Here is a 16,947-nt window from a genome sequence, read left to right as displayed (position 1 = left end):
GAGTGATGATATGAAAAAGATGCCCCGCATCATGTTTGTTGTTCTCTTATCCTTAAGTTTTCTATACAGTTTTCCAGCCGAGGCAGCAAAGCCGTTTAAGGTGCCATCGTCTGTCGCCAGTATCTCAAAGGAAAATACGTATCCAAATGCGTCACAAGATCAACCGCTGCTACAGCCGAGCGAGCTGACGGCCGAATTATTTAAAACAACAAGTGTACCAATTGAAAATACACATTTGATTAAAATGTTGAATGAATCCAGTATCTCAGGTACACCGTTAGCAGTTGGCTACAGGGCAACGATTTTTCTTGGAAGATGGGCACTTAGCTATGATTCAAACGAAACCGTCGCCAATTGGGAATACAAAAAAGTGAACACGAATCACATTGATAATAGAGGCGGAAACAAAACAGCCATCGGCAAATATGTGCAAAAGCAACAAGTAAAAGTAAGTGGAGGGCTCACAGCAAAAGTACCAAACCCAGAAGATGTGAAAACATTGATGATGCAAAAAGCCATCCAAAAAACAAAACTTCCGCTCGCCTTCGACACAGTGATTGGTGCAGGAACAAAGCGAGATCAGTCCTACCATGTATCTCCGAAAAAAGCAGCAACCCTGCATGCATACGCTCCAGCCATTAACGAAAAAGGAAAGGTTACTTACGGAGAAGTGTATCTTGTGCTCAAAGGAAATAAACGCAAACTCGTCGTGAAAAACGTGACCTCACAAGGAATTGGCGCTTGGATTCCTGTTCAGGATCACCTGACGTTTGGGTTTCAAGGGATGAATTAAAAACAGTCATCTCCTCTTACCAAGGGGAGATGACTGTTTTTTGATTAAGATGTCCTATCTTTTTTCTTTTTCATTTCATGAATGTAAAAATCAAAGGCGTTATATAAAACCCATACAAAGAAAAGAAAGAGAAAGACTTTAGTGAATATCGTCAAGTTGTTGAAAATTAAGCATAGGCCAATAAAAGGGAGGATCATAAAGCCATAATACGAAAACCACCATGTTTTAAAAATGAAACTCAGCTCCTTGGTTATTTGTGGAAACGACTCTTTCTTCATATTACATGGTCTTGAGTAGAACGTAAACCTTACCTAGACAATAAAAAAGCCAACGCAGAAGTTGAATGAACCCAACAACTACGATGGCTTAGCTGATTATTCCCCTAAATCCACATTATGATAAACTTGCTGCACGTCTTCAAGCTCTTCTAATACATCGATTAGTTTCTCGAATTGTGCTTTCGATTCATCATCTAATGTCACTTCGTTTTGAGGCAGCATTGTGATTTCGGCGACAGTAAATTCTTCTACGCCTGCCTGTTTGAACGCTTCTTGAACTTGATGGAATTGATCTGGTTCAGCATAGACGATCACCGTATCATCTTCTTCCATAATGTCACGTACATCAATGTCTGCTTCCATTAAAAGTTCAAGCGTTTCTTCTTCACTTTTCCCCTCGACACCGATCACCGCTGTTTGGTCAAACATGTAAGCAACAGATCCACTGACGCCCATATTTCCGCCGTTTTTCCCAAATGCTGCACGAACATCAGACGCTGTGCGGTTGACGTTATTGGTCAGGGCATCAACGATCACCATAGATCCGTTTGGACCAAATCCTTCGTAACGAAGCTCATCGAAGTTCTCTTCTGCGCCGCCTTTTGCTTTTTCAATCGCACGGTCCACAATGTGTTTTGGGACACTATATGTTTTTGCACGTTCTAGGACAAAACGAAGTGCTTGGTTTGATTCTGGATTTGGCTCACCTTGCTTGGCAGCCACATAGATTTCACGCCCGAATTTTGCGTAAATACGACTTGTATTGGCATCCTTTGATGCTTTCTTTTCTTTAATGTTGTTCCATTTACGACCCATCTTATTCACTCTCTTTCACTTAGTAAATACACAGTATGAGGGTCCCCATGCTGCATGAAATCAATCTGCTTTCTATTATACATGAATCAGTCAAGAGGATAGAAGTAAGAGGGCTGAAAAGAAAAGAATTCCTTAGCTGATATGTCCAAGTTGTTCAAGCGTCTTATTTTTCTCATGCGGTCTAGTCAGCTCATCACACCGAATGATTCTACCATCTAATAAAGTAAATAACGCCATCACATCTATTAGACCGTGGTCTCCTGTGGACAGCTCAACATGTACAGTGTAACGAAAACACCCTTGCTGAGTCTCTTCATCAAACAACATATCATGAAAGGCGGGGATGTCGAGCTGTTTGGTCATGACTTTTAATGTGGAGAGATGCTTTTTAAATTCATCAAGGGAAGAGACCTTTCCATCAGTGACTTGCTGATAATCTGAAGAAAAATAAGTCTCCACCTTTTCTATATCTAATTGGATTAACACCTCTTGATACATTTGCTTAATAAAAAAAATCGCTTCAGTTTTTCTCAATGTAAACATCCTTCCTTTTAGTTAATTGGTTAACTAAAAACAATCAAAAAAATAACCCCATCAAAATGAGGTTATTTTGCAGGCTGTGGATAGACGAGATCCTCAAGCAATTTCACATCATGCTGATGAAGTTGTGTGATCATTTCTTTTCGCACAGCGAGGGCGGCTTCGAAGTATTTTTCATCCTCGACCATTCCTTTTACGGTGATCTCAATCCCGCGATTCAATTTATTGAGCCCCATAATGCCATGAACCTGAAAAGGTTCAATGGCGTTTTGGAATTCATCTTTTTTCAGTAAATCATGATGCATTTGATTTAACTGATCACATGCTGTTTCTAGCGCCTTGAAAGCAATGTCAGGATTTTGGTTTGCGCTGATCAAGACTGACTCTGTGATTCGCATGTAGTGCATATTGTAGTTTTGGATTTGACGAATGTCTCCGTTTGAAATGGTTAACAGCTTGCCGCTCCATTCTCTAATTTGCAAAGACCGGAGACCAATTTCTTCAATGGTTCCGTTAAAAAGATTATTGACCGTCACATAGTCACCTTTATGAATTTGCCGTTCATAAATGAGGAAGATACCAGCTAAAATGTCACGAATCAAGGTTTGAGCACCAAAACCAATGACAATTCCAGCCACACCAGCCCCCGCAAGAATCTTCCCAAAGTCATGAAAGAATAAAGAAATCACATATAAGACAAAACATATGGAAGCTGTATACTTTGAAACTGATTTGACCAAGCTCTCAATCGTTTTTTTCTTTTTATCTTCAATGAATTCAGTGCGTTTAAAGAAAATCTGAAGCGCTTTGTTGATCATAAAGACGGCAAGCCAAAGAATGAGGCCAACAAGGAGAATTTCAATGTATTTGTTCTTGACCACTGTCAGAAATGTTTCGTCCATCTATCGGTTACCCCCTGGCTGTACGAGAAGTAAAATCAACATCTTGATAATAACTGTTTTTCACAAGAACATTCGGACCAAGGCATTGCACACTTGGGCAATGACAATTCAGTTCATTTGCCAATTTTGTGTTCATCCAGCGTGTATAAGCTGATTGCAACGTATCGGTTTCAATATTTCCTAATGGCGGTGTATCGCCAAAGTCTGTCACAATAATATTCCCATCAAAAATATTCACATTCAACCGTGAACGGCCATCAGGGTCATTTCGTACTGTCACATTTTTCGCTTGACGCAATCGAGTCAAGAGGCGCTGGTCTTCTTCATCTGTGCTGCATGAATAAAATGGCAATGTGCCAAACAGCATCCATGTGTTCTCATCACGAACATCGAGCAACTGATGAATCGCATCCCGCATTTGCGGAAGCGACAATGATTCAAGGGCGCTGGCAAAATCACTTGGATACATCGGATGAACTTCGTGGCGCTGGCATTTCATCTCGTCCACGATTTGACGATGGATGTGTTCAATATAAGGAAGCGTACGCTTATTCAGCATCGTTTCAGCAGATACGGTTACACCCGCTTTCACAAGGGCCTGACTATTCTCGATCATGCGGTTAAACAATTTTTCGCGCTGCTCAAAGGTTGGCTTTCGGTCCATCATTGCAAAACCAACCGTAGCAAACTCTTCGACTGTTCCCCAGTTATGTGAAATGTGTAGGACATCCAAGTATGGAATAATCTCTTCATATCGAGCCAAATCAAGCGTTAAATTCGAATTAATTTGGGTACGGACGCCGCGTTCATGGGCATACTTTAATAAAGGGACGACATATTCCCGTACAGATTTCAGAGACAGCATCGGCTCTCCGCCTGTAATGCTAAGGGAACGCAAGAGTGGTACTTCATCTAAACGGCGAAGCAGTAAATCGAGTGGCAGTGCATTCGGATCTTTTGGCTGCAAAGTATAGCCAACCGCACAGTGCTCACATCTCATGTTACACAACGTCGTTGTCGTCAATTCAATATTTGTCAGCTTCATTTCTCCGTAATCCTGCACATCGAGATAGGCTTCCCAAGGGTCGAATGCAGGTGTAATCGGACGAAGTGCTGTTTTTTGGTTCATGGTATCTATCTCCTTTTCATTCGGGCAAACATAGACCCGCCAACAGTTAATTTTAAGCCCCATCACCGTTATACGCAAGAGGGGACACAATTGATTTACAAAGGAAAAAAAGATAAGCTATAAACAAATGCTAAAGGGAGTGTATCTATGGGCAAGGCAGCAGACAGCAAAGAGCAGCAGGTTGATTATTTAAAGAACCGATTAGATATGTTTATGAATGTGATTGATTCATTAGATCCTGAATCCACAGACGTTGAGGATATAGACAGACTCATCCAGATGATTGACGACCTAGAAGCGAAATATGAACGGTTTAAAACCGATTGGAAGGAAGAATAGCTCGCGCTGATGCGGGCTTTTTTCTTTAAATTGGCAGGTCAAAAAGTGTATGAGTACCCGGTATATTCTGCACAATAGAAGAAAAACCGGGAAGTGACGTAAATGAAAAAATGCATACTGATCTGTCTATGTGCGCTTTTTGTATCGATGCCTTTTTCAAACTTAGAAGCCGTGTCTAATCAGCCTATTCATTGGGGATTTGCTAAAAGCAAAGGGCACAAGCCAGCAGATGCCGGCAAGGAACTGACGACACTCTTAAAGAAATATGATGCTTTCTATTTAGGAAATACGAAAAAGAAAGAGATTTATTTTACTTTCGATAATGGCTATGAAAATGGGTACACACCCAAAATCTTGGACGTGCTGAAAAAGCATCAAGTACCAGGCACCTTTTTTGTGACTGGGCACTTCGTAAAGGACCAGCCCAAGCTCGTCAAACGTATGGCAGAGGAAGGTCATATTATTGGCAACCATTCCTATCACCATCCAGATTTAACAACAAAGAGCACGAAAGAAATCAAAGAAGAACTGGATCGTGTCAATGAAGCGGTATACAAAATCACAGGAAAACAAGATAACCTCTACCTTCGTCCACCGCGCGGGGTGTTCAGTGAAAGGGTACTAAAGGAAACGAAACAGCTTGGCTACCAAAGCGTTTTCTGGTCAGTAGCGTTTGTAGATTGGCATATCCACCATCAAAAAGGAAAACAGTATGCGTACAATCAAATGATGAAACAGGCGCATCCGGGTGCCATTTACTTACTTCATACCGTCTCAAGGGACAATGCTGAGGCACTTGATGATGCCATCACTGCTTTAAAAAAACAAGGATATACCTTTAAAAGCTTAGACGATCTCATGCTTGAAAAAGTATGGCATCTCCCTCAGCTATAGAAAAAAGCTTGCAGACATCTGCAAGCTTCAGCGTGTAGACAAACCCTCGCATTCTTTGTCAGTCCTGCGTGCTGGTGCTCACGAATGTGACATTCGCTCCGCGCCAGTACTCGTCCTTCCTAGACTGCAAAGGTTTTCTATCACGCTGAAAAGAAGACAAAGGGCTAAAATAAACAACATTTTAGCCCTTTGTCAACAATCCGAAGCTTGCAGACACTGCAAGCTTTTTGACTTATCCTTCTCTTATTTTACGCTGGAACAAAAGGGGACGATGACGAGTAAAGGAGTCAATCAAGCCCTCACCGAAAATCGTGATGCTTTGCTCCCAAGGATGTCCTAGTAGACCCCAGGTCATCTCTTTTGATAAAAAGAAATAGTCATCTCCATTTGGGAGCACAGGAACTCTCCATTCTCCAAATTCATCTTTTTCAAATGAGCCGTATGGTGTGATCCAATAGCATTCATGCTGCCAATCAAGTACCAGCATATATTCGCCAGTTCCGGTGATATTCTCCTGAAAAGACAGCAGTGCCTTCTTTTCAAGGTCTTCATCCGCACTTAGGAGAGAAGGGTCCGCGAAATAAGCAGAGATATCATATGTGATGTAAGGAGATGGTGCTTGAAAACCGGGAAAGCGAGAAATGCTTGGGTTAAATTTAAACTTTTGATCAAATGTTTTCCATGCGTACTTTAGTTCTTTGTCTGACAGTGGAATCCAGTTTTCCATAGTATCTCCCTTTCAAGCACTTCTCTCAAAAAACTATTTGAAAATCCTAAACCATCCTTTATGTTTAAACCACAAAAGCATCCCTGAGACAAGCAAACCCATGAAAATCAGTACGCCAAAATAGCCATATTTCCAGTGTAATTCAGGCATGTTATCAAAGTTCATCCCATACACCCCAACAATAAAGGTGAGTGGAATAAAAATCGTCGAGACAATGGTCAGTGTCATCATGATGGCATTCATTCGGTTGGAATTTAGTGTTTGATAGCTGTCTCGTAAATCGGCTGTCATATCACGATTTGACTCAACGATCTCTGTTAGTTTCAATAGATGATCATAAATATCATTAAAATATGCTTGCCGGTTTGCATCGCTTTTCATCATATTCGTGTTCACAATTCGATATAAGAGGTCCCTCATCGGGATAATGGTTCTGCGCAGTTTGAGCAAATCGGATCGAATACCGAATACTTCGTTCATTAATGTACCATACGTTTTATGCCCTTCTTCATCCTCGATTTCATTGAGCCTGTCCTCAATTTGATAAATAATAGGAAAATAATCATCGACGAGCTGGTCAATCAGCATATAAGCCATATGCTCTGGACCACTCTCTCGCGCTTTATCAGACCCTTTGAGCTTTCGAATGACTCGATCAATGTAGGGTGCTTCCTTCAAATGAAAAGTAACGATATAGTTTTCTCCAACAAACAGGTCGACTTCTTCAGATCGAAGTGTTTTTTGATTGAGGGCATGAAGGACGAAAAATAAATACCCTTCATAAAAATCAAGCTTTGGCCGCTGTAAATAATGGAAGCAATCTTCAATCGCAAGCGGATGGAACTGAAAAAATTCCTTTAACAGTGCTGCTTCCTTTTCCGTTGGCGCATAAAAATCAATCCAATACCAGGCAATATCGGGGCTTGAAAGCTGCTGCAATGTTGCATGTTCAATCAAGTCGCCGTTTTTTGTCACTGCAAGTTTTTTCAGCATGTGCACCCCTCCAGACTTGCATTATATCATGAAGCAGCAGCGGTGAACTTATACGTTTTCACCACAAAAAAGCCGATCTCAGCGATGAGATCGGTCCAATGTGCGTGTATGATTGATGGATAAAGCGAGAATTAAGGACGATGGAACGTAACGAATTTATTTTGACGGTCAAACCAGCCTCTAAATGCCCAGTTATCCCAGCCGCCATCTCCGTTGTTTTTAAATGTACCGCTCTCAAAAACCCAAATACCGTAAACAACATTACCAAGGTTAGCAGTAGCGAAAGTTTTCACGCCATTAAAGCGGTCTTCATAGTTTTGGCTTAGGTTAAAGACCATGACGTTATATCTGCCGCCAGCAGCATAGAATGTGCTTTCCATTACACCTTTAACGAATCCAGAACGGTTGGCATTTGCATTTACTGCGTTAATGATTGCATTGGCAATTCCAAGGACATCAAAATTGACGTTAACATTAGGACTAGCTGTCGTTCCAGCTTTACCTTCAGCAGCTTTGTTTAAAACAGTTTGCTGTAGTGTAGTAGAGACGGGTGCTGATGATGTTTTTTCAGCAGCGTCAGCGAATACTGGTAGTGTCGAAGAAACAGCAGTGGCAAGGGCAACAGAAAGAATTGTTTTTTTCATTGGTCGGATCTCCTTTGTTTTTAAATTTTGGGTCTTCTTTTAGTAAAACGTGAAACTAGGTGAAGCCGGTTATCAATGAGGTAAATATGTTCCTGCAAGATGAAACAAATGATTGCCTAATCCGCTAATTCCTTTGTTCACCTCCTTGATATGTCATAATTATACAAATATTTTTGGAATAGAAGATATCACCCATAGGTTCTATTTCTAATTTAAGGAAAATGATCCTAAAATGTTGAAGATTGCTGTCGAATTTTAGCTGAATTCGACTAAAAATTTTCATCTATCCAAAAGGAGAATGACCATAAATAAGGAAGATATAACTGATAAATTCTTGTACTCTTTATATTTAAAAGTATTCAATATAGAGAATCATTCATGCAAAGTGAAACAATCACATCTGCGTGTGTTGACAGAAAGGAAGAGGAAAAACATGTGGGAAAAACACCTATTGGTTGAACCGCCCTATCACTTCGATCAAGTGCTGAGACGTTTGTCGAGCGATCCATTAAAGGCGGTCGATCTGGATAAAAGAGAAATCAAAGTACCGATGAGGCTGAATCATAAACCGTACATTGCAGTCGTTCAAGCGACAGGAACAAAAGAAGCACCTTCGTTCCGGGTACAGGCTAACGGGCCGGAGGAAGCCATCCTTTCTGAGGTGAAGCGGATATTTGGCATGGAGCATCAATTACATGCCGTGCATGAGCATTTTGCTCAAACAAATCTTGCGCCCATTTTTGAACGTCATATCGGAACGCCGCTTATGCTGGATTTCCATCTATATCATTGCTTGATGAAATGCATCATTCATCAACAGCTCAATCTTGCATTTGCTTATGAGCTGACGAAACGGTTTGTTCATACGTATGGTGAGCAAATCGACGGCGTTTGGTTTGACCCTTTACCGGAAACCATTGCATCACTTGAAACCGATGATTTGAGAAAACTGCAATTCAGTCAGCGAAAAGCGGAATATGTCATTGATGTCTCAAAGCGAATAGTGAGCGGCTCTCTGGATTTAGAAGAATTACACGACTTACCGGATATTGAAATTGAAGAACGTCTGCTTCCGATTAGAGGGATTGGACCTTGGACGGTTCAAAATGTCCTCATGAATGGACTTGGAAGACCAAATCTCTTTCCAATGGCAGATATCGGGATTCAAAATGCGATCAAACGTCACTTTGACCTGCCAGAAAAGCCAACAAAAGAAGAGATGGCAGTTTTAAGCAAGGAGTGGGCACCGTATTTAAGCTACGCCTCCCTTTATTTATGGAGAAGTATTGAGACAGACAAATAATTGAAAGGCATTTTCTCTCTTCGTCCAAGTCGTGATATACTATTCAGATGGAATAAAATGAGGACAACCGATAAAGGTTTAAATAGAACGGAGAGAATAAACGTGAAAGAAAAACAGCAAGGAGCCCTTCTGCAAAAGGGGCAGCAGTTCCCGCTTACCATTAAACGCCTTGGCATTAATGGGGAAGGGGTCGGTTATTTTAAAAAGCAAGTGGTCTTTGTCCCAGGTGCACTTCCAGGTGAGGAAGTAGTAGTGGAAGCAACGAATGTTCAAGCGAAATATGCAGAAGGTACGGTGAGGAAAGTTCGCAAGCGCTCAGAACATCGAGTGAAACCGCCGTGCCCAGTATACGAAGAGTGCGGAGGCTGTCAGCTTCAACATTTGGCGTATGAGCAGCAGTTAAAGGAAAAACGCGATATTGTCATTCAATCAATGGAGCGTCATACAAAGCTGTCGGTTGAAAAGATCGACATTAGACCAACAATTGGTATGGAAGATCCGTGGCACTACCGGAATAAAAGTCAGTTCCAAGTCGGAAGATCACATAGCGGCGACATCATCGCAGGGCTTTATGGGCTGAATTCTCATAAACTTGTCCCAATCAAGGAATGTATCGTCCAGCATCCGAAAACGAACAAAACAACAGGCGTCGTCCGCAAAATTTTAGAGAAATTCGGCGTATCTGTCTACAACGAGCGGACAAGAAAAGGCGACGTGCGCTCGATTGTTGTGCGTGTCGGCTTTGAAACAGGTGAAGTCCAAGTCGTCCTTGTCACATCAAAGCCTGAGTTTCCAAAGAAAAAAGAAATCGCCGAAGCCATTCAAAAACGTCTGCCAGAAGTGACGTCTATTATGCACAATATCAATGGCGAAAAAACATCAGTCATCTTTGGGCATAAAACATCGCACCTAGCTGGCAACATGGTCATCCAAGAATTTTTAGGAGACGTCTCATTTGAATTGAGTGCACGGGCTTTCTTCCAATTGAATCCGAAGCAGACATTAAAGCTTTACGACGAAGCGAAAAAAGCGGCCAAACTGACTGGCAAAGAAAAGGTAGTCGATGCGTATTGCGGTGTTGGAACCATTGGAATGTGGATCTCAGATGGCGCAAAAGAAGTAAGAGGTATGGATGTCATCAAAGAATCAATTGATGACGCGAAGAAAAATGCCAAAAAACACGGCATGAAAAACGCGACTTATGTGACAGGCACAGCCGAACACTGGCTGCCAAAATGGGTCAAAGAAGGCTTCCGTCCCGATGTTATCGTCGTCGACCCGCCAAGAACAGGCTGCGAACGCACTTTCCTAGACACCGTCAAACAAGTCAAACCAAAACGCTTTGTCTACGTCTCTTGCAACCCATCTACACTAGCAAAAGACCTCGAATATATGTCAAAAGACTACAAGATCGAATACATGCAACCAGTGGATATGTTTCCGCATACGTCCCATGTGGAGTGTGTGTCCTTGATGTCAAGGATAGAGAAATAGAACTATACAAAACACTTATAAATAAAGGATTTTCGAGATTGGGAAACATTCTGTCGGTTGCGGGGTGGGTGCTCCTAGTCACGGAAATCCTTGTTTTTATTTATTGGAGAAACATATCGACTGAAGAAATGGGTGTGGGGTTGAGATGATTGAAGGGATAATTTTGTGAGGTGTTGAGATAGGATGGATGTAAAAAATAACAAAAGTCTAACCATAATGGGTTCAATATGGAATTGAAATAATTATTATTTAATATAAACAATATTTATCATTGATTATTCTTATCTATTACCATCTATTTCAATTAAATAGTGTGATTTTATATTAAAATATTTATATTCATTGTTTTTTTATGTTATAATTGCTTGTTAATGATTATTATCACCAGTTTGATGTCCGAGGTGAATGAGATGAATGAAAAATGGTCAAACCTTGAAGAAATTTCAGAGTATTTAGGGGTTACAAAAGATACAATCCGAAATTGGATAAAAAAAACAGATATCCCTGCTCGTAAAATTGGACGACAGTGGAAGTTTAAACTTTCAGAAGTTGATGAATGGGTCAAGAGTGGAAAAAGCGCGATAGAATAAGTTTTGGAAGGAAGAGTTTTATGGCAGAAATACGCTTATACAACGGTGATTGTATCGAAACGATGAAGCAATTAGAAGATGCAACTGTTGATTTGATAATAACTGATCCCCCATATAATTTAGGGAATTTTATGAAAAATAGAGATACTAATCTTGTGAAAATGAGAGAAAATTTTTTTGGAGCAGCTGGTTGGGATGACCTTAATTTTGGTGATTGGCAAAAATCAATGGACGACCTTTTTAAGGAGTCTTCTAGGGTGTTAAAAAAAGGTGGTTCAATGATTGTTTTCATGGCAATTATTAAAGTTGAAACGTTGATCAGGCTTGCAGAAAAAAGTGGTTTTTATTATAAGACTACTGGAGTTTGGCATAAGTTAAATCCAATGCCACGAAATATGAACCTCCATTTTGTCAATTCAACTGAAGCATGGTTATACTTCACTTATAAGACACGTACAGGTACATTTAATAATGAAGGTCGCTTAATACATGATTTTATAGAAACATCAATTACACCAAATGGGGAGAAAAAGTATGGTAAGCACCCTACTCAAAAGCCAGAACAATTAATGGAACACTTTGTGGAAATTTTATCTATGGAGGGTGATACTGTCTTGGATCCATTTATGGGTAGCGGAACAACGGGAGTAGCAGCGAAAAGACATAATAGAAATTTTATTGGAATTGAGTTAGATGAAAATTATTTTAATGCTGCATCTAAGCGTATCGAGGAGGTGCCAAATGAAGCCTAAAGTAATCGATTTATTTGCTGGTGTTGGAGGAATGTCTTTGGGATTTGAACAAATAGGGTTTGATGTAGTATTTGCAAATGAGTATGATTTCTCAATAGCAGATGCCTATAAAATAAACCATCCTAATACGGATATGTTAGTGGCTGATATAACAACTTTAGATCTTGAAAAAACATTTTCAAGGTATTTTGAGGAAATAGATGTCATTATTGGAGGGCCACCATGTCAAGGATTTTCGCAGAAGGGTCAGAGAAAAACAATTCATGATGAACGTAATTTCCTTTTTAAATCTTTTGTGAGAGTTGTTGAGAAAGTACGTCCAAAGTATTTTGTAATGGAAAATGTCCCTAATTTACTTACCGCTGAACGCGGGTATTTTAAGAATGAACTAGAGAAACTCTTTAATGATATGGGGTACGAATTAAACATGGGAGTGTTAAATGCATCAGATTATGGAGTGCCACAAAATAGAAGACGTGCGATAATTATTGGTAAGCAAGGAGATGTTGCTCCTCCACTTCCAACACCACAAGAAGGTAAAGTAACAATCTGGGATGCGATAAGTGATTTATCTTACTTGATTTCTGGTGAGGGATCTGAAAAACAAGAATATAGAAACCCACCACAAAGTTCTTACCAAGAAACTTTGAGAAAAGAATCGACTATTTTATATAATCATGTCGCAACTAATCATTCTGCTTTAGCTTTAGAAAGGTTGTCATTAATTCCACCAAATAGTGGAAAGGAAGTTCTTCCAGAAGAGCACTTAACAAAATCTATTTATAGTGGTACATGGACCCGTATGAGAAAAGATGAAATATCTGTTACTATTACGACGCGATTTGATACACCATCATCAGGAAAGTTTACACATCCTTTTTTGAATCGTGCAATTACTGTTCGTGAAGCGGCACGCATACAGTCTTTCCCAGACTCTTTTCACTTTGTTGGCACTAAAGGATCTCAAATGAAACAGGTAGGAAATGCTGTTCCACCTTTATTAGCTAAAGCCATTGCTCAGGAAATTATGAAGGATATAGAAGTCTATAAGGAGGATACAAAATATGCAAAGGCCTGAAAACATGGAGATTTATGAAGATATAGATTTAAAACTTGGCATTAAGTCATCTTTGCCCAACGTTAAAGCGACACTTGCCCTTTTTATTTTGATTTGGAAAAGTGAAGGACGTCCGGCAGAAGTAAAGTATTCGGTTCAAGATGGTGATTCAATCCGTATCTCCGATGAAGTCATGAATCAGCTTGTTGCATACGCTTCACCAGTGTATAGTGGTCATGGCATTTCAGATGAACTATTCCGCAGAACGGTGGGTAACAATCAATTATTAAAATCACAAATGGAAGCTCTTATTGTAGCGTTTGAACTGTATTGGAAATTGGGGAAAATTGTTTTTCAGGATAATACTAAGCCTGTTAGTTCTGAGAGAACAGGCGGTGTGAGATATCCAAAAGAGATACATTTTACTACGAATATGGATATTATTGATGTCGCTATGGTTGTGGCAGAGGAGAAATATAAGAAAGTTTTGCTTAATTGGTTGGGATTGAATGTTGCCACAAGTGAACGTGAAGACAAATTACTTAAATCTGTGTTAACTGCTTTGTCAGAAACAGCAGTATTTAAACTGGATGATAGGGGTCAAGGTGTAATTTTTAATCAAGATAGCATCTATCGTAAACTCTTAACTACCACCGCTACTGTAGACATTAATGGTGATAAAGAAGCCAAGGGTTCATTACGAGTTCTAAAAACCTCACTAAATGATGGAACTAATCCATATTTGAACTATTCGCATGGAACAGTTACTTCTACAAACGATCCAGATCTAAACCTTGCTGATTATCAAAAACGTGTTTCTACATTCTTGTCTCTAAGTACTACAAAAATTGTAGGAATTGACGAGTATGAAGAAGTGCAGAGTGGAGCAGATGAGACACATGAATCCAATGATGACTATCTTGCTGATTCTTCTAGTGCTGAATTATTAAAATTTAGAACGGGATATCAAAATAATGATTTCCACCATAATAGAATTATCTTTGGTGCTCCAGGAACAGGTAAAAGTTATACTTTAAATCGAGATAAGGATTCTTTACTTAAAAATGGTGGCAAGTACGAGCGTGTGACTTTCCATCCTGACTATTCTTATGCTAACTTTGTGGGAACTTACAAGCCTACGATGGTGGATTCAGCAAAAAATCTTATCGGAAGCGAAGATGAGAGGGCTATTTTAACTGTTCTATTGGATGATAAAACGGCTCAAGAAAAATATGATTTGCTATATAACAAATTTAAAGATGGCTCTGATACTAGTGGTAATAATAGCGTTGAACGAAATCATGGTCATGCGATTAGGCAATATGTAAATCTGATTTCAAATAAAAACCCTGCTAGCGAAATTACATATGAATACGTTCCTGGCCCATTTATGAGGACGTATGTTAAAGCACTTAAAAATGCTCAGTCAGATAATCCTAAGCCATATTTATTAATTGTTGAAGAAATTAACAGAGCGAATGTTGCAGCTGTATTTGGTGATATATTTCAGTTGTTAGACCGTGATGATGATAATGTTAGTGAATATGCTATTCAAACATCTGAGGATGTTAAAAAATATCTTGCTAAAGAATTAGGTGGTAAGCCAAAAGAGTATTCTGAAATCAAGATCCCAGATAATATGTTTATATGGGCAACTATGAATAGTGCTGACCAAGGTGTATTCCCGATGGATACTGCATTCAAACGTAGGTGGGACTTCACTTATTTAGGTATTGATGATAGTGAAGAAAAAATTGTAGGTAAAACTGTTGAACTGGGTAAAGGTGCAAACAAGAGAAGCGTTGAGTGGAATGAATTGCGTAAGGCAATAAATACTGAACTTCTTTCATATAAAGTGAATGAGGATAAGTTGATTGGCCCTTATTTTCTGTCAAAAAAAATCGTTCCTGAAACTGAGCCTATTAATCCAACAAAGTTTATCGCCGCATTTAAGAGCAAAGTTATTATGTATTTATTTGATGACGCAGCAAAACAAAAACGCCAGACTCTTTTTGATGGATGCAATGACAAGACAAAATACTCTTCGATTTGCAAAGAATTTGAGGATAAGGGTGTATTTATCTTTGCCGAAAATATTAGTAATAAATTCCCTGCTACTACTCCTATAATTACAGAGGACGGCGCAGAATGATATCGAAGTTTGTCCGAGAACAGAAAAGATACAATCAAACTGAATTACAGGGCATCTTTCAATGCTCGGAAGAAAAAACCGTAAGTATTATTAAGCGTTTGAAAGAGTTTGGTGTTCTAAAGGCTGTAAAAGCAACGGATAATCAAAAAAATATGTCAGATCTTTTGGACGAAGATATTGAAGTTGTAGATGTAGAGATTGGTGAAAGCGAATATCTTTATGTGTTTACTTTCGTTGGAGTAATAACTGTTTGGGGTATTGTATTAAAATGCTATCCTAAATATATCTTAACTAATAATGAGCCTTTACCAGAGTTAAAAAAAATAATAAAAGTTCTTGAAAAGTATAATGCCAAGGAGCAAATTATTCGTATGTATAATGATAACAGTGAGAGCAGTGCTTTCAACTTGCTTGCTGTTATGATTTTCTTGCTAAATGACTACTACGAAAATGGTGCATATACGAATACAAAAAATATAATTGAAACTAATGGTTCTGGTGAAATACTGTGGGACAAGACGATAAATGAGACCTTTACTTACCTCAGTAATAATCGACCATATTACACAGAACTGTTTACACAAAAACGTATTAATGATGATTTTGACTACTTTAAAAGACTTCATGGATCTATTGTAAGTATTTGCTCTAGAGAACTACAAGATGCAGATTTGTTGGATTTGTTTGATATATTACCGATTGAAGTGTCTGATGAAGAACTAAGTGACTTTGGAGAAACAGACTATATACTTTACCGCATACAAAATGAATTGAGTTTGCAGTTTAATACAAGAAAGCAGATATTACTAAAGACATTATATGCCTTTGTTGCACATAGTAGCGCTCTTGCAGAAATTGATTGTTTCACTATGTTTGGTACAAACAGTTTTAATCTAGTATGGGAAAAAGTATGTGCAGAAGTACTAGACAATCAATTACAAACTCCACTCGGTTCACTGTCTATCACTTTAACTGACGGATACAATCCTTATGATCTGCTCATTTCACTAATAGAAAGGCCAAAGTGGAATGGTTATAAGCATGATGGTTCTGAGTTTCAAAAGGCTGCTAGGGAAACCCTCGTTCCAGACCTTGTGTCAATCCATAAGAAGAATAACTCACACCAGTTCATTATATTTGATGCTAAGTATTATAATATTCAACTTGCGCATGGCAAAGAACTACGGGGACAACCCGGAATTGGCGATATTACAAAGCAGTACTTATATCAGTTGGCATTTAAAAAATTTGTTAATGATCATGGAATTCAAGATGTTAAAAATTGCTTTCTGTTTCCAACTGAACAACATAGCATTATTAATAAGGGATACGTCAATATAGAAATGTTAGATGCTCTCGGGTTACAGAATATACAAATAAGACAGTTGCCCGCAGAATTGATATACTCGTACTATTTAGCAAATGAAAAAATGAGCATAGGTTTACTTCATTTATAAAGGATATATGTGGTATTTATGGTATATAATCTTTCATTTAAAGAAAATATGGAAGAAAGATTCTGTAATGAAATGTTTGCTGTCATA

At 39.0% G+C, this 16,947-nt stretch carries 17 protein-coding genes; 10 read left to right on the top strand and 7 right to left on the bottom strand.

Going from position 1 to position 16,947, the window contains the following annotated elements; all coding sequences use genetic code 11:
* Positions 1-10 precede the first annotated feature (10 nt).
* Positions 11-793 (top strand): YfkD famly protein, encoded by a 783-nt coding sequence (locus ACTJJD_RS17255; protein WP_017366830.1) that lies wholly within the window; start codon positions 11-13, stop codon positions 791-793.
* A 374-nt stretch (positions 794-1,167) separates the two neighbouring features.
* On the opposite strand, the gene ACTJJD_RS17250 is transcribed toward ACTJJD_RS17255, so the two are convergent.
* The 4 genes from ACTJJD_RS17250 to yfkAB form a co-directional block, all read right to left on the bottom strand.
* A complete protein-coding gene (locus ACTJJD_RS17250; protein ID WP_007496614.1) occupies positions 1,168-1,887 on the bottom strand; it encodes a YebC/PmpR family DNA-binding transcriptional regulator in 720 nt (239 codons plus the stop codon).
* 132 nt (positions 1,888-2,019) lie between these two features.
* Positions 2,020-2,430, bottom strand: a complete 411-nt coding sequence (locus tag ACTJJD_RS17245; protein WP_224562626.1) for a nuclear transport factor 2 family protein — start codon at positions 2,428-2,430, stop codon at positions 2,020-2,022.
* 62 nt (positions 2,431-2,492) lie between these two features.
* Entirely contained in the window at positions 2,493-3,329 is an 837-nt protein-coding gene (locus ACTJJD_RS17240) for a mechanosensitive ion channel family protein (RefSeq protein ID WP_025206933.1), read from the bottom strand.
* Positions 3,330-3,336: 7 nt separating this feature from the next.
* Positions 3,337-4,458, bottom strand: a complete 1,122-nt coding sequence (yfkAB, locus tag ACTJJD_RS17235) for a radical SAM/CxCxxxxC motif protein YfkAB (RefSeq protein WP_366968837.1) — start codon at positions 4,456-4,458, stop codon at positions 3,337-3,339.
* 147 nt (positions 4,459-4,605) lie between these two features.
* Here yfkAB and ACTJJD_RS17230 point away from each other — a divergent pair, with 147 nt between their 5' ends.
* Both ACTJJD_RS17230 and pdaA read left to right on the top strand, forming a co-directional pair.
* A complete protein-coding gene (locus ACTJJD_RS17230) occupies positions 4,606-4,797 on the top strand; it encodes an SE1561 family protein (protein WP_003218031.1) in 192 nt (63 codons plus the stop codon).
* 102 nt (positions 4,798-4,899) lie between these two features.
* Entirely contained in the window at positions 4,900-5,691 is a 792-nt protein-coding gene (gene pdaA, locus ACTJJD_RS17225) for a delta-lactam-biosynthetic de-N-acetylase (RefSeq protein ID WP_019743543.1), read from the top strand.
* A gap of 232 nt (positions 5,692-5,923) precedes the next feature.
* Here the strand turns inward: pdaA and ACTJJD_RS17220 are convergent, their stop codons facing one another.
* The 3 genes from ACTJJD_RS17220 to ACTJJD_RS17210 all read right to left on the bottom strand — a co-directional run bounded on the left by ACTJJD_RS17220 (position 5,924) and on the right by ACTJJD_RS17210 (position 8,055).
* Positions 5,924-6,418 (bottom strand): DUF2716 domain-containing protein, encoded by a 495-nt coding sequence (locus ACTJJD_RS17220; protein ID WP_440608697.1) that lies wholly within the window; start codon positions 6,416-6,418, stop codon positions 5,924-5,926.
* A gap of 33 nt (positions 6,419-6,451) precedes the next feature.
* Positions 6,452-7,411 carry a magnesium/cobalt transporter CorA gene (gene corA / locus ACTJJD_RS17215; RefSeq protein ID WP_007496624.1) on the bottom strand — a complete coding sequence of 320 codons (960 nt, stop codon included), beginning with the start codon at positions 7,409-7,411 and terminating at the stop codon, positions 6,452-6,454.
* A 131-nt stretch (positions 7,412-7,542) separates the two neighbouring features.
* Positions 7,543-8,055: a hypothetical protein gene (locus ACTJJD_RS17210; RefSeq protein WP_017366836.1), complete on the bottom strand. Its 513-nt coding sequence runs from the start codon at positions 8,053-8,055 to the stop codon at positions 7,543-7,545.
* A gap of 433 nt (positions 8,056-8,488) precedes the next feature.
* On the opposite strand from ACTJJD_RS17210, the gene ACTJJD_RS17205 reads away from it, so the two are divergent.
* The 7 genes from ACTJJD_RS17205 (at position 8,489) to ACTJJD_RS17175 (ending at position 16,860) form a co-directional block, all read left to right on the top strand.
* The gene (locus ACTJJD_RS17205; protein ID WP_048002092.1) at positions 8,489-9,358 is read left to right on the top strand and encodes a DNA-3-methyladenine glycosylase family protein; all 870 of its coding nucleotides are present in this window, start codon (positions 8,489-8,491) and stop codon (positions 9,356-9,358) included.
* 102 nt (positions 9,359-9,460) lie between these two features.
* Complete coding sequence (gene rlmD, locus ACTJJD_RS17200; RefSeq protein WP_440608696.1) at positions 9,461-10,852, top strand: 23S rRNA (uracil(1939)-C(5))-methyltransferase RlmD; 1,392 nt, start codon at positions 9,461-9,463, stop codon at positions 10,850-10,852.
* 410 nt (positions 10,853-11,262) lie between these two features.
* Positions 11,263-11,442, top strand: coding sequence for a helix-turn-helix domain-containing protein (locus ACTJJD_RS17195; protein ID WP_236810294.1), 180 nt, complete (start codon positions 11,263-11,265; stop codon positions 11,440-11,442).
* Positions 11,443-11,462: 20 nt separating this feature from the next.
* Positions 11,463-12,194, top strand: coding sequence for a DNA-methyltransferase (locus tag ACTJJD_RS17190; RefSeq protein ID WP_236810295.1), 732 nt, complete (start codon positions 11,463-11,465; stop codon positions 12,192-12,194).
* Entirely contained in the window at positions 12,184-13,272 is a 1,089-nt protein-coding gene (locus tag ACTJJD_RS17185; protein WP_440608695.1) for a DNA cytosine methyltransferase, read from the top strand. Before ACTJJD_RS17190 ends, ACTJJD_RS17185 begins: the two co-directional genes overlap by 11 nt.
* The gene (locus ACTJJD_RS17180) at positions 13,259-15,403 is read left to right on the top strand and encodes an AAA family ATPase (RefSeq protein WP_440608694.1); all 2,145 of its coding nucleotides are present in this window, start codon (positions 13,259-13,261) and stop codon (positions 15,401-15,403) included. Before ACTJJD_RS17185 ends, ACTJJD_RS17180 begins: the two co-directional genes overlap by 14 nt.
* On the top strand, positions 15,400-16,860 hold the full coding sequence (locus tag ACTJJD_RS17175; protein ID WP_440608693.1) for an LlaJI family restriction endonuclease: 1,461 nt from the start codon (positions 15,400-15,402) through the stop codon (positions 16,858-16,860). Before ACTJJD_RS17180 ends, ACTJJD_RS17175 begins: the two co-directional genes overlap by 4 nt.
* The last annotated feature ends 87 nt before the right edge of the window (positions 16,861-16,947 follow it).

The sequence above is a fragment of the Bacillus sp. 22446 genome (assembly GCF_052044955.1).
Taxonomy (GTDB): domain Bacteria; phylum Bacillota; class Bacilli; order Bacillales; family Bacillaceae; genus Bacillus; species Bacillus altitudinis.
This window is presented reverse-complemented; position numbering and strand designations above follow the sequence as displayed.